The 13,058-nt window shown below is 65.2% G+C and carries 10 protein-coding genes; 8 read left to right on the top strand and 2 right to left on the bottom strand.

Annotation, left to right across the window (positions count from 1 at the left end):
* Positions 1–374: 374 nt before the first annotated feature.
* The 7 genes from hppD (at position 375) to CW305_RS11500 (ending at position 8,871) form a co-directional block, all read left to right on the top strand.
* Entirely contained in the window at positions 375–1,460 is a 1,086-nt protein-coding gene (gene hppD, locus CW305_RS11530) for a 4-hydroxyphenylpyruvate dioxygenase (RefSeq protein WP_041014954.1), read from the top strand.
* A 211-nt stretch (positions 1,461–1,671) separates the two neighbouring features.
* Entirely contained in the window at positions 1,672–2,811 is a 1,140-nt protein-coding gene (locus tag CW305_RS11525) for a homogentisate 1,2-dioxygenase (protein ID WP_011912060.1), read from the top strand.
* Positions 2,811–3,794 carry a fumarylacetoacetate hydrolase family protein gene (locus CW305_RS11520; RefSeq protein WP_104097971.1) on the top strand — a complete coding sequence of 328 codons (984 nt, stop codon included), beginning with the start codon at positions 2,811–2,813 and terminating at the stop codon, positions 3,792–3,794. The genes CW305_RS11525 and CW305_RS11520 overlap by 1 nt, the downstream gene beginning before the upstream one ends.
* Entirely contained in the window at positions 3,784–4,443 is a 660-nt protein-coding gene (gene maiA, locus CW305_RS11515; RefSeq protein WP_104097970.1) for a maleylacetoacetate isomerase, read from the top strand. The genes CW305_RS11520 and maiA overlap by 11 nt, the downstream gene beginning before the upstream one ends.
* An 81-nt stretch (positions 4,444–4,524) precedes the next feature.
* A complete protein-coding gene (locus CW305_RS11510; protein WP_090519419.1) occupies positions 4,525–5,985 on the top strand; it encodes a sodium-dependent transporter in 1,461 nt (486 codons plus the stop codon).
* 194 nt (positions 5,986–6,179) lie between these two features.
* Positions 6,180–8,069 (top strand): methyl-accepting chemotaxis protein, encoded by a 1,890-nt coding sequence (locus CW305_RS11505; RefSeq protein WP_104097969.1) that lies wholly within the window; start codon positions 6,180–6,182, stop codon positions 8,067–8,069.
* 121 nt (positions 8,070–8,190) lie between these two features.
* Positions 8,191–8,871 carry a type 1 glutamine amidotransferase domain-containing protein gene (locus CW305_RS11500; RefSeq protein WP_104097968.1) on the top strand — a complete coding sequence of 227 codons (681 nt, stop codon included), beginning with the start codon at positions 8,191–8,193 and terminating at the stop codon, positions 8,869–8,871.
* 2 nt (positions 8,872–8,873) lie between these two features.
* Here CW305_RS11500 and rimA read toward each other — a convergent pair whose 3' ends face one another.
* On the bottom strand, positions 8,874–9,686 hold the full coding sequence (rimA, locus tag CW305_RS11495) for a S6 modification regulatory phosphodiesterase RimA (protein WP_104097967.1): 813 nt from the start codon (positions 9,684–9,686) through the stop codon (positions 8,874–8,876).
* Between the two features lie 106 nt (positions 9,687–9,792).
* Complete coding sequence (locus CW305_RS11490; protein WP_014821529.1) at positions 9,793–11,481, bottom strand: cation:proton antiporter; 1,689 nt, start codon at positions 11,479–11,481, stop codon at positions 9,793–9,795.
* A gap of 209 nt (positions 11,482–11,690) precedes the next feature.
* On the opposite strand from CW305_RS11490, the gene rhlE1 reads away from it, so the two are divergent.
* A complete protein-coding gene (gene rhlE1 / locus CW305_RS11485; protein WP_104097966.1) occupies positions 11,691–13,016 on the top strand; it encodes an RNA helicase RhlE1 in 1,326 nt (441 codons plus the stop codon).
* Positions 13,017–13,058 lie beyond the last annotated feature (42 nt).

The raw sequence follows: 13,058 nt of genomic DNA, 5'->3' as shown, positions 1-13,058 counted from the left end.
CTGAAGCCCACCTTACAAGAATGCTGCGGGCTTCTCAGGAAGCCGTTTTGGTGGGCTCAGGTCCATCCCATAGCAGGCCGACGCAGGCCTTCATGGGGTGGGCTTCAGCCCACCTTTTTTATGCGCGATCCCATGCGCCGAATGACATGTGCGGCAGCTTGTCGCACCAGGCTGTCAGCTTTTCGTTACGCCTGGCAAGCCGCCGGGCCAGGCTTTTCAGCAAAAAAGGCGCTGTAAGGAAAACCTGACAGCAGGGCTGGCGCCAGCCGCTTTCCGTGCCCGTAAACAGCATTGTTCGCCGCCCTGGCCTGGGGTGTGATGGGGCCAGCCAAGCCGTGCAGCGGCAGTCCTCACAACAATAATCAGGAGGCGATATGAACGCCGTGAACAAGATCGAACAGCACAATCCCATCGGCACCGACGGCTTCGAGTTCGTCGAATTCACCGCGCCGAATGCCGAAGGCATCGAGCAGCTGCGCACGCTGTTCACCCAGATGGGCTTTACCGAAACCGCCAAGCACCGCTCCAAGGAGGTCTGGCTGTTCCAGCAGCACGACATCAACATCGTGCTCAACGGCAGCCCCACCGGGCATGTGCGCGAGTTCGGCGAGAAGCATGGCCCGAGCGCCTGCGCCATGGCCTTCCGGGTGAAGAATGCCGCCCAGGCCGCCGCCTACGTCGAATCCCAGGGCGCCAAGCTGGTCGGCAGCCACGCCAACTTCGGCGAGCTGAACATCCCCTGCGTCGAAGGCATCGGCGGCTCGCTGCTGTATCTCGTCGACCGCTACGGCGACAAGAGCATCTACGACGTCGACTTCGAGTACATCGAAGGCCGTACGCCGAACGACAACGCTGTCGGCCTGATGTGCATCGATCACCTGACCCACAACGTCAAGCGCGGGCAGATGGATGTCTGGTCCGGTTTCTACGAGCGCATCGCCAACTTCCGCGAGATTCGCTACTTCGACATCGAAGGCAAGCTGACCGGTCTGTTCTCCCGCGCCATGACCGCCCCCTGCGGCAAGATCCGCATCCCGATCAACGAGTCGGCCGACGACAAGTCGCAGATCGAGGAATTCATCCGCGAATACCACGGCGAGGGCATCCAGCACATCGCACTGTCCACCGACGATATCTACGAGACCGTGCGCCGCCTGCGGGCCAATGGTGTGGACTTCATGACCACGCCGGACACCTACTACGAGAAGGTCGACACCCGCGTCGCCGGCCACGGCGAGCCGCTCGACCAGCTGCGCGAGCTGAACCTGCTGATCGACGGCGCGCCGGGGGACGACGGCATCCTCCTGCAGATCTTCACCAACACGGTGATCGGCCCGATCTTCTTCGAGATCATCCAGCGCAAGGGCAACCAGGGCTTCGGCGAAGGCAACTTCAAGGCGCTGTTCGAATCCATCGAGGAAGACCAGGTGCGCCGCGGCGTGATCAAGGCGGACGAGTAAGTCGAGAGCCAGGACCAGGGTGGGTGTGGGTAGGGTGGATGTCGCGAAGCACATCCACGCGTATAGCGGGAACAACGGGCCCGCATGGGTCCGATCCGGTTCAGACGCGTGGAAGATGCTTCGCAGTCTTCCACCCTACGCGACATCCACCCTACGCACCGGCACCCACTGCGCCGCCATTCAGATCACGCGGTATCACGAGGAGAGGCACATGAGCCGCAAATGGATCAGTTTCCCCATCCGCGAGGGTGAGAGTTCGCGTCAGGCGCACTGCGATTTCCCGCAGGGCACCTACGAGCGTGAAATGGGCCGCGAAGGCTTCTTCGGCCCGGCTTCGCACCTGCATCACAAGCATCCGCCGACCGGCTGGATCGACTGGGAAGGCCCGCTGCGCCCGCACGCCTTCAACTTCAACCACATCCCCAGCGAAGGTGACTGCCCGCTGCAGGCGCCGCTGGCGCTGCACAACGCCGACGTCAAGTTGCGCCTGTGGAAGACCAACGGTGCCATGCGTCATCTGGTGCGCAATGGTGACGGTGACGAACTGCTGTTCATCCACGAGGGCGCCGGGCATTTCTACTGCGACTTCGGCCACCTGGAGTTTCGCGACGGCGACTACCTGATGATCCCACGCGGCACCGCCTGGCGCATCGAGGCGACGCAGCCGGTGTTCATGCTGTTGATCGAGAACACCGACGGCGCCTACCAGCTGCCGGAAAAAGGCTTGGTCGGCCCGCACGCGATCTTCGACGCCGCGGTGCTGGACCATCCGCGCCTGGACGACGCCTTTCGTGCGCAGCAGGACGAGAACCCCTGGCAGATCCGCATCAAGCGACGAGACCAGATCACCACCGTGACCTACCCGTACAACCCGCTGGACGTGGTCGGCTGGCACGGTGACAACACCGTGGTACGGCTCAACTGGCGCGACATCCGCCCGCTGATGAGCCATCGCTACCACCTGCCGCCGTCGGCGCACACCACCTTCGTCGCCAACGGTTTCGTGGTTTGCACCTTTACCCCGCGGCCGGTGGAGTCCGATCCGGGCGCGCTGAAGGTGCCGTTCTTCCACAACAACGACGACTACGACGAAGTGCTGTTCTACCACCGCGGCAACTTCTTCAGCCGCGACAACATCGAGCAGGGCATGGTGACCTTCCACCCCTGCGGCTTCCCCCACGGGCCGCACCCGAAGGCGCTGAAGAAGGCCAGCACCGACCCGGCGACCTTTGCCGACGAGGTGGCGGTGATGATCGACACCCGCCGCGCGCTGGAAGTCGGCGAGGCCGCCGCAGCCGTCGATGTCCCCGAATACGTCAACTCCTGGCGTGCGCCGGGCAAGGAATCCTGATGAAACTCGCAACCCTCAACCAGGGCCGCGACGGCGTGCTCGTCGTGGTCTCCCGTGATCTCGCCCAGGCGGTGAAAGTGCCGCAGATCGCCGCCACGCTGCAGGCCGCGCTGGATGACTGGAACTACTGCAAGCCTAAGCTGGAAGCGGTCTACCAGCGCCTCAACGACGGGCTGGAGGAGGGCGCCTTCGCCTTCGACCAGGCCGCCTGCCACAGCCCGCTGCCGCGCGCCTATCACTGGGCCGATGGCAGCGCCTACGTCAACCACGTCGAGCTGGTGCGCAAGGCGCGCGGCGCCGAGATGCCGGAATCCTTCTGGCACGATCCGCTGATGTACCAGGGCGGCGCCGATGCCTTTATCCCGCCGCAATCGCCGATCCGGCTGGCCGACGAGGCCTGGGGCATCGATCTGGAAGGCGAGCTGGCGGTGATCACCAGCGACGTGCCGATGGGCGCGACACCGGCCGAGGCGGCGTCGCACATCCAGCTGCTGATGCTGGTCAACGACGTCTCGCTGCGCAACCTGATCCCCGGCGAGCTGGCCAAGGGCTTCGGCTTCTACCAGAGCAAGCCTTCGTCGAGCTTCTCGCCGGTGGCGGTGACCCCGGACGAGCTGGGCGAAACCTGGCGCGACGGCAAGGTGCATCGGCCTTTGGTTTCGCACATCAACGGCGAGCTGTTCGGCCAGCCGGATGCCGGCACCGACATGACCTTCAACTTCCCGACGCTGGTTGCCCATGCCGCGCGCACCCGTCCGCTGGGCGCCGGCACCATCATCGGCTCGGGTACCGTGTCGAACTACGACCGCAGCGCCGGCTCGTCCTGCCTGGCCGAGAAGCGCATGCTCGAGGTGGTCGAGCACGGCGAGGCGAAGACGCCATTCCTCAAGTTCGGCGATCGGGTGCGCATCGAGATGTTCGACGCCGCCGGGCAGAGCATCTTTGGTGCTATCGATCAGCAGGTCGAGCGCTATGAGCACTGAGCTGACGCTCTACGGTTACTGGCGCTCCAGTGCCGCCTACCGGGTGCGCATCGCGCTGAACCTCAAGGGGCTGGCCTACCGGCAGGTGCCGGTGCATCTGGTCAAGGATGGCGGCCAGCAGCGTGCGGCCGATTACCGCGCCCTCAACCCGCAGCAGCTGGTGCCGTTGCTAGTTGACGAAGCCAACGGTGGGGCACGCATCAGCCAATCGCTGGCGATTCTGGAATACCTCGACGAGGTGTTCCCGGTGCCGGCGCTGCTGCCGGACGATCCGGTTCGCCGCGCCCAGGTGCGCGCCCTGGCCATGCACATCGCCTGCGAGATCCATCCGCTGAACAACCTGCGTGTGTTGCAGTACCTCTCCGCCGAACTGGGTGTCGACGACGAGGCCAAGAACGCGTGGTATCAGCACTGGGTCGGTCAGGGGCTCGCCGCCGTGGAAGCGGGCCTGGAATGTTTCGATGGCAGGCTTTCCCTGAACGATCGTCCAGGTTATCTGGAGGCATGCCTGGTGCCGCAGGTATACAATGCGCGCCGTTTTGCCTGTGACCTCGCGGCGTATCCACGCATTCTCGAGATCGTTGCACGCTGCGAGACGCTTCCGGCCTTCCAGCAGGCCGCGCCGGAGGTGCAGCCCGACGCTCAATGAACGACTGAATCCGCCTTGCACGCCGCCGCGCCCTGCGCGACGGTCCCGATCCCGTCACAGATAACAACAAACAGGTGACGTATGACTCGTGAAAAACCGAAGAACCTCTGGCTGTCGCGCTGGGGTTTCATCCTCGCGGCAACCGGCTCCGCCGTGGGCCTGGGCAACATCTGGAAATTCCCCTACATCACCGGCGAGTTCGGCGGTGGTGCCTTCGTACTGATGTACCTGCTGTGCATCCTCGCCATCGGCGTACCTGTGATGATGTGCGAGATCGCCATCGGTCGCCGCGGCCGTGGCAGCCCGATCGACGCGATCGGCCGGGTGGTCCGCGAGAACAACGGCAATCCGCTGTGGAAGGCGGTGGGCGGCATGGCCATGACCGCCGGCTTCCTGATCCTCTGCTTCTATGTCGTGGTCGCCGGCTGGGCCTTCGCCTACACGGTGAAGATGCTCGACGGCTCCCTGGCGGCGACCAGCGTCGAGGCATTGGGCGGCGTATTCGAGGCGCATAACGCCAACCCGTGGGAACTCGGCGGCTGGAGCCTGCTGGTAGCGCTGCTGACCCTGTGGATCGTCGCCAAGGGCGTGCAGAAGGGCATCGAGAACGCGGTGCGCTGGATGATGCCGGGGCTGGCCGTGCTGCTGCTGATCCTCGTGGGTTACGCGGTCACCAGCGGCGGCTTCGATCAGGGCTTCGCCTTCCTGTTCAGCTTCGATACCTCGAAGATCACCGGCGAAGCGCTGCTGGCCGCGCTTGGCCACGCGTTCTTCACCCTCAGCCTGGCTTCCGGTGCGATCCTCACCTACGGCTCGTACATCCCGGATGACCAGTCCATCGCCCGTACCACCTTCATGGTCGCCATCGCCGACACCTGCGTCGCGCTGCTGGCGGGCCTGGCGATCTTCCCGATCATCTTCGCCAACGGCATGGACCCGACTGCCGGCCCAGGCCTGATCTTCATGAGCCTGCCACTGGCCTTCCAGCAGATGCCGTTCGGCACCGCCTTCGGCGTCCTGTTCTTCGCCATGGTGTCGATCGCCGCGCTGACCTCGGCGATCTCCATGATCGAGGCCACCGTCGCCTACCTCAACGAGAAGCACGGCATCTCGCGGATCAAGGCGGCAATGGGTTCCGGCGTGGTGCTGCTGGTGATCAGCCTGCTGGCGATGCTCTCGTTCAACCTGATGTCGGGCTGGACGCCGATGGGCAAGAACTTCTTCGACTGGCTGGATTACCTGACCTCGCGCTGGATGATGCCGCTGGGCGGGATCTTTACCGTGCTGCTGGCCGGCTACGCGCTGCGCAGCGAGATCATGCGCGACGAGCTGAATCTGCCGCCGCTGGGCTACGCGCTGTGGCTGTTCATGGTGCGCTATGTCTGTCCGGTGCTGATCCTCATGGTCTTCTTGCATGCCCTTGGCTGGCTGGGCTTCGACCCGTTGCAGCGCTGGTACTGGATCGCCGGAGCGATCGGTGCGCTGGCGGTGCTTGGCGAGATGTTGCGTCCGCGGGTGATGCCGGCGCTGGCCGGTCGCTGATACCGCGTCAAGGCCGCGCGTGGCGCTCTGCTGGAGCGCCACGCAGGCCACTGGTCGGAAAGACGATCCCCCGCTTGATCGTCGTCATCTGACCGTAAAGTTCCGCTGGACGAGGCCGACAATTCAGGGTGACAGCCAGGGAGGCGCACGGGACAAGGATGCTCGCCTGCCCGAACCGTTCCGGACTCGCTGCCATGACCAACAGCCTCAAATTCAGCCACAAGATCCTGCTGGCCGCCTCCCTGGTGGTGATCGCGACCTTCGCGCTTTTCACCCTCTACAACGACTACCTGCAGCGCAACGCCATTCGCGCCAATCTCGAGAGCTACCTCGACGAGATGGGTGAGGTGACCGCGCACAACATCCAGAACTGGCTGTCCGGCCGGCTGGTCCTGCTGGAAAGCCTGGCGCAGACGGTCGCCCGTGACAGCGCCAGCGAGCAGGTGGAGGCGCTGGTCAAGCAGCCCGCGCTGAGCTCGACTTTCGCTTTCAGCTACCTGGGCCGCGCCGATGGCGAGTTCATCGTGCATCCGCGCTTCGAACTGCCCGCCGGCTACGACCCGCGCCAGCGTCCCTGGTACCAGGATGCCGTGGCCGCCGGCCGCACCACGCTGACCGAGCCCTACCAGGACGCTGCCACCAACGAGCTGATCATCACCGCGGCAACCCCGGCGCAGGCCGGCGGTCAGGCGCTCGGCGTGGTTGGTGGTGACCTCAGCCTCAAGGTGCTGGTGCAGATCATCAACGCGCTGGACTTCAACGGCATGGGCTATGCCTTCCTGGCCAGTGGTGACGGCAAGATCCTGGTGCATCCGGACAGCTCCAAGGTGATGAAGTCGCTGGGTGAACTCTTCCCCGGTCATGCGCCGTCGCTCGACGCCAACTATGCCGAAGTCGATCTCGACGGCCAGACCCGTATCCTCAGCTTCAGCCGGGTCCAGGGCCTGCCTTCGGTGACCTGGTACGTCGGCATCTCGCTGGACAAGGACGCGGCCTACGCCAGCCTCGCCAGTTTCCGAACCACCGCGCTGGTCGCCACGGTTGCCGCCGTGGCGTTCATCCTGCTGCTGCTGGGCATGCTGATTCGTGTACTGATGCGTCCGCTCACCGACATGGGCCGCGCCATGGCCAACATCGCCGAGGGCGAGGGTGACCTGACCCGGCGCCTCGCCGTGCAGTCCAGGGATGAGTTCGGTCAGCTGGCAACCGCCTTCAACCGCTTCGTCGAGCGTATCCATGAATCGATCCGCGAGGTGTCCTCGGCCACGCTGCAGGTCAACGAAGTGGCGCAACGCGTGCTCGGCGCTTCGAACGCATCGATGGCCAACTCCGACGAGCAGGCCAGTCGCACCAACAGCGTGGCGGCGGCGATCAACGAACTTGGCGCCGCCGCCCAGGAGATCGCCCGCAACGCGGCAGATGCCTCGCAGCACGCCAGTGGCGCGCGACATCAGGCCGAAGACGGTCGCCAGGTGGTGGAGCAGAACATCGCCGCGATGCGCGAGCTGTCGGCGAAGATCAGCGCGTCCTGCGGGCAGATCGAGGCGCTCAATGCCAAGACCGTGGACATCGGTCAGATTCTCGAGGTGATCAAGGGCATTTCCGAGCAGACCAACCTGCTCGCGCTGAACGCCGCCATCGAGGCGGCGCGGGCCGGGGAGGCGGGACGCGGCTTTGCCGTGGTCGCCGACGAGGTGCGCAACCTGGCGCATCGCACCCAGAGCTCGGCGCAGGAAATCCAGCAGATGATCGAGCAGCTGCAGGTCGGTGCCGGCGCTTCGGTGCAGACCATGACCGAAAGCCAGCGGCAGAGTGAGTCCAGCGTCTCCATCGCCGACCGCGCCGGCGAGCGCCTCGGCGAAGTGACCCAGCGCATCGGCGAGATCGACGGCATGAACCAGTCGGTGGCCACCGCCACCGAAGAGCAGACCGCGGTGATCGAGTCGCTGAACATGGACATCACCGAGATCAACACGCTGAACCAGCAAGGCGTGGAGAACCTGCAGTCGACCCTGCGCGCCTGCGGCGACCTGGATCAGCAGGCGCGCCGCCTGAAGCAGCTGGTGGACAGCTTCCGTATCTGACCTGAACGGGGTTTAGAAGGGCGCTGCGACGCCCTTTTTCATGGATGTGATTTGGCCGCGGAGCAATGCGCCCAGAACGGCAGTCTCAACTGTTCACGTCGCGCTTCAACAAGGAGGCTCCATGAAAATTCTTATCGTGCTCACGTCCCATGACCAGCTGGGTGACACCGGCAAACAGACCGGCTTCTGGCTGGAGGAATTCGCCGCGCCGTATTACGCCTTCATGGATGCCGGGGCGCAGGTGGTGCTTGCGTCGCCCGAGGGTGGCGAGCCGCCGCTGGACCCGAAGAGCGACGAGCCCGACGCCCAGACCGAGGCCACCGAGCGCTTCAACGGCGATGGCGAGGCGCAGACGCTGCTGGCCAACACCTATCGTCTGGATCAGGTCTCGGTCGAGGATTTCGACGCGGTGTTCTATCCGGGCGGCCACGGCCCGCTGTGGGACCTGGTGGACAACCCGACCTCCATCGCCCTGATCGAGTCCTTCGTCAAGGCCGACAAGCCGGTGGCCGCGGTCTGCCACGCACCGGCGGCGTTGACCGAGGTGCGCGGCAAGGATGGCGAGTATCTGGTCAAGGGTAGGCGCGTCACCGGCTTCACCAATGGCGAGGAAGCGGGTGTGGAGCTGACCGATGTAGTGCCGTTCCTGCTCGAGGACCGCCTGCGCGAGCGTGGCGGCCAGTACAGCAAGGGCGCGGACTGGGCGCCTTACGTGCAGGTCGACGGGCTGCTGGTGACCGGGCAGAACCCGGCCTCATCGGAAGCAGCGGCAGAGGAACTGCTCAAGCTGCTGCGCGGCTGAACTCACTGCGGCCAGGCGAGCTGTTCCGCCTGGCCACAGGCCTCGAACAGCGGCCGGCTGAACAGGTAGCCCTGCATCAGATGGATGCCCAGATCGAACAGGGCGCTGCATTCGCCGGCGGTTTCCACGCCTTCGCCGATCACCTTGATACCCAACTCCTCACACATCCCCACCGTCGCCCGGACGATAGCCTGACGCGTGCGGCTCTGGTCGATGCCGCGGATCAGGTCCATGTCCAGCTTGATGATGTCCGGCTGGAAATCGGCCAGCAGATTGAGCCCGGCAAAGCCCGCACCGAAGTCATCGATGGCGGTGAGAAAGCCGATGCGCTGGTATTCGCGGAACACCTCGGTCAGCCACTTGCCGTCGTTGATGCGCTCGCCTTCGACGGTCTCGAAGATGATTTGCTCGATGGGAAAGTCGTGGGCACGGGCGGCTTCCAGCGTCGAGCGGATGCACAGCTCGGGGCGGTAGATCGCGTTGGGCATGAAATTGATCGACAGCTTGCTCTGCATGCCCAGCCTGGACGCGGTCTTGATCGCCTTGACCCGGCCGGCCTGATCGAAACGGAAGCGATTCTGCTCGGTGACTTGCGACAGCACAGTGGGTGCCGGCTCGCCGCCGATGCCGCGGACCAGCGCCTCATGGGCGAAGATCTGCCGGCTGCGCAGATCGACGATCGGCTGGAAGGCGTAACTGAAGCTGAAGCCCAGGCGCTCGCCACTGGCGCAGCTGGGGCAGGCGCCGTGCTCGGCTGCGCCGTGGCACGGATAGGCATCTGGGGCAGGGATGCTGCTGGTGTTGCTCGAACTCATGGGCGCACTCGATTGGGGCCGGTGGATAGCAGGTTAACGGCTGCGCCGGCGGTGGCTGAAGTCCGCCGGTCAGACAGAGCCCGGACGGCGCCGCGTGTGGGGTCCTTCAACGCCTTGCCGCGTAGTCGGTCGGCGGTCTGGGCGTTGATCCCAGCTCGTCGATCAGGCTGCGCGCGGCGAAGTCCGCCGCATCGGTGAAGGGGTTAAGCACGCGGGCGACGCCGGCCGCATCCAGCGCCTTGCCATGTTGGTCGTCGCGCACCACGCCGGCGATCTTGCCCTGAAACCCTGCATGTTTGAGCGCATGCAGAAAGGCGCGATTGGCCTCCCACTGCGGAAAGCTGGTGACCACCCATTCGGCATGCTGCAGCGGCAGCGATTCGAGAAAACTCGGATCCTCGCCATCGCCGAAACGTACCGGCAGCTTGCTGCGGCGCAGCGTGCGAACGGCTTCCGGGTCGAAATCCACGCCGAGCACCGGCAGTCGTGCCGCGGCCAGCTGCTGCAGCAGACGCGAGCCATATCGGCCCAGGCCGAAGATGATGATGCGCGGATGGCCCTGCGGCCTGCCCTGGGCCTCCACTTCCAGTTCGCGATAGGGGCGCTTGCGTTCGAACACGCCGAGCCAGGGTGCCAGCCGTTCATAGAGCGGCTGCGAGAACAGAATCATGTAGGTCGAGAGCATGATCGTCACCAAGCCGACCAGGGTGGTGAGGCCCAGCGCCTCCGGCCCGATATGGCCAAGGGTGATGCCCATGGCGACGAAAACGATGGAGAACTCGCTGATCTGCGCCACGGTCAGCCCGGCGAGAAAGCCGGTGCGCTTGCGATAACCCATGTAGCCCATGATCGCCATGACGATCAGCGGATTACCGATCAGCACGAACAGCGCCAGCACGATGGCCGGCAGGATCTCGTTGCCGAGCGTGGAGAAATCCAGCCGGCCACCGAGGTCGATGAAGAAGAACAGCAGCATGAAGTCGCGGATGCCGGTCAGGCGCGCGTTCATCGCTTCACGATAGGCCGTCGAGGCCAGCGAAAAGCCGGCGACGAAGGCTCCGGCCTCCTTGCTGAAACCGATGTAGTCGCCCAGCGCGGCGAGCCCGGTGCCCCAGGCAATGGCGAAGATCAGCAGCAGTTCCTGCGAGCGCGCCATGCGGCTGACCAGCGGCGGCAGCACGTAGCGCATCAGCACGTACATCAGGATGGCCGCGCCTGCCAGACGCAGCAGCAGCGAGCCCGAGACCTCGGCCCAGCCGGCATCGCCGGCGCCGCGCAGGGCGCTCATGGTCATCATCGCCAGCACCACAGCGAGGTCTTGAACGATCAGGAAACCCACGGCGATGCGTCCGTGCAGCGAGTCGAGCTCGTGTTTGTCCGAGAGCAGCTTGACGATGATGATGGTGCTGGAAAAGGTCAGCGCCACGGCGATGTAGATCGCCTCCATGGTGCTCTTGCCCATCAGCAGCGTGAGCGCGAAGCCGAAGACGATGGTGAAGGTCAGCTGCCCGAGCCCCGTGGCCAGCGCCACCGGCCCGATATTGCGGATATGCGCGAGGTCCAGCTTGAGCCCGACCACGAACAGCAGCACGGCGACGCCGATCTCGGCCAGCAGATGGATCTGTTCGGCGGCGTTGACCGGGCCGAACACCGCCGGGCCAAGCAGAATGCCGACCACGATGTAGGAAATCAGCAGCGGCTGGCGCAGGCTCACGGCAATCGCCCCGACCACCGCGGAAACGATCAGCAGCAGGGCGAATTCGGCGAAGGGGCCGTGGGCGAGTAGCGCTTCCATCAGGGTCTCCGTGCGGTTGATGTGACGGCGCCGCGGCGCTGTGCCTATCCTGCGGCAGGCGTTGGCCAGCTACCAGCGCGGCAGCGTATGAAACTGTGACAGCAAGGCATCGCCTGGCCCGCCTGCAATCGGCTGGTGAGCCGATGTGCCCGGCCTGCTGCTAGAATCCGCCCTTTTTCATCCCGCCGAAACGGCGCTGCGAGCCTGCCATGACCTTCGCCTCCCTGGGCCTGATCGATCCGCTGCTGCGGACCCTGGAAACCCTCGACTACCGCAAGCCGACGCCGGTGCAGATCGAAGCCATCCCCGCCGTGCTCAAGGGCCGCGACCTGATGGCGGCGGCGCAGACCGGTACCGGCAAGACCGCCGGCTTCGCCCTGCCATTGCTGCAGCGCCTGACCATGGAAGGCGCCAAGGTGGCGAGCAATTCGGTACGCGCGCTGGTACTGGTGCCGACCCGCGAGCTGGCCGAGCAAGTCCACGAGAGCTTTCGTGTCTATGGGCAGAACCTGCCGCTGCGCACCTACGCGGTGTACGGCGGGGTCAGCATCAACCCGCAGATGATGGCGCTGCGCAAGGGCATCGATGTGCTGGTGGCGACACCCGGTCGCCTGCTCGATCTCTACCGGCAGAACGCCGTGGGCTTCAACCAGCTGCAGGCGCTGGTGCTCGACGAGGCCGATCGCATGCTCGACCTCGGTTTCGCCGACGAGCTGGACCAGTTGTTCGCCGCCCTGCCGAAGAAGCGCCAGACCCTGCTGTTCTCCGCGACCTTCTCCGAGGCGATCCGGCAGATGGCCCGCGAGCTGCTGCGCGACCCGCTATCGGTCGAGGTCAGCCCTCGCAACGCCGCGGCGAAGACGGTCAAGCAGTGGCTGGTGCCGGTGGACAAGAAACGCAAGAGCGAGCTGTTCCTGCATCTGCTGGCGGAGAAGCGCTGGGGCCAGGTGCTGGTGTTCGTCAAAACGCGCAAGGGCGTCGATCAGCTGGTGGACGAGCTGCAGGCTGCAGGCATTTCCAGCGATGCGATCCACGGCGACAAGCCACAGGCCTCGCGGCTGCGTGCGCTGGAGCGCTTCAAGGCTGGCGAAGTGCAGGTGCTGGTGGCGACCGATGTCGCCGCGCGCGGGCTGGACATCCACGACCTGCCGCAGGTGGTCAACTTCGACCTGCCGATCGTCGCCGAGGACTACGTGCACCGCATCGGCCGTACCGGTCGCGCCGGCGCCACGGGCGAGGCGGTTTCGCTGGTCAGCGCCGATGAGGTCGATCAGCTCGCCGCCATCGAAACCCTGATCAACCAGGTGCTGCCGCGCCACGACGAGCTGGGTTTCGTGCCGGACCATCGCGTGCCGACCACCACGCTGGGCGGGCAGATCATCAAGAAGCCGAAGAAACCGAAAAAGCCCAAGGACGGCAGCGGCAAGGGCAAGATTCATCTCGGCAACTGGTTCGACGAGAGCGAAAAGCCCAACGCCAGGCCGATTCGCAAGGTGCCGAGCCTGGGCGGCGGCAAGCCGGCGAAGAAGCGCTGATCGCAGCGCAGGGTGGAAAAACGGCGAAGCCGTTTCCACCGG

This window comes from Stutzerimonas kunmingensis, assembly GCF_002929225.1.
In the GTDB taxonomy this organism is placed as follows: Bacteria; Pseudomonadota; Gammaproteobacteria; order Pseudomonadales; family Pseudomonadaceae; genus Stutzerimonas.
This window is presented reverse-complemented; position numbering and strand designations above follow the sequence as displayed.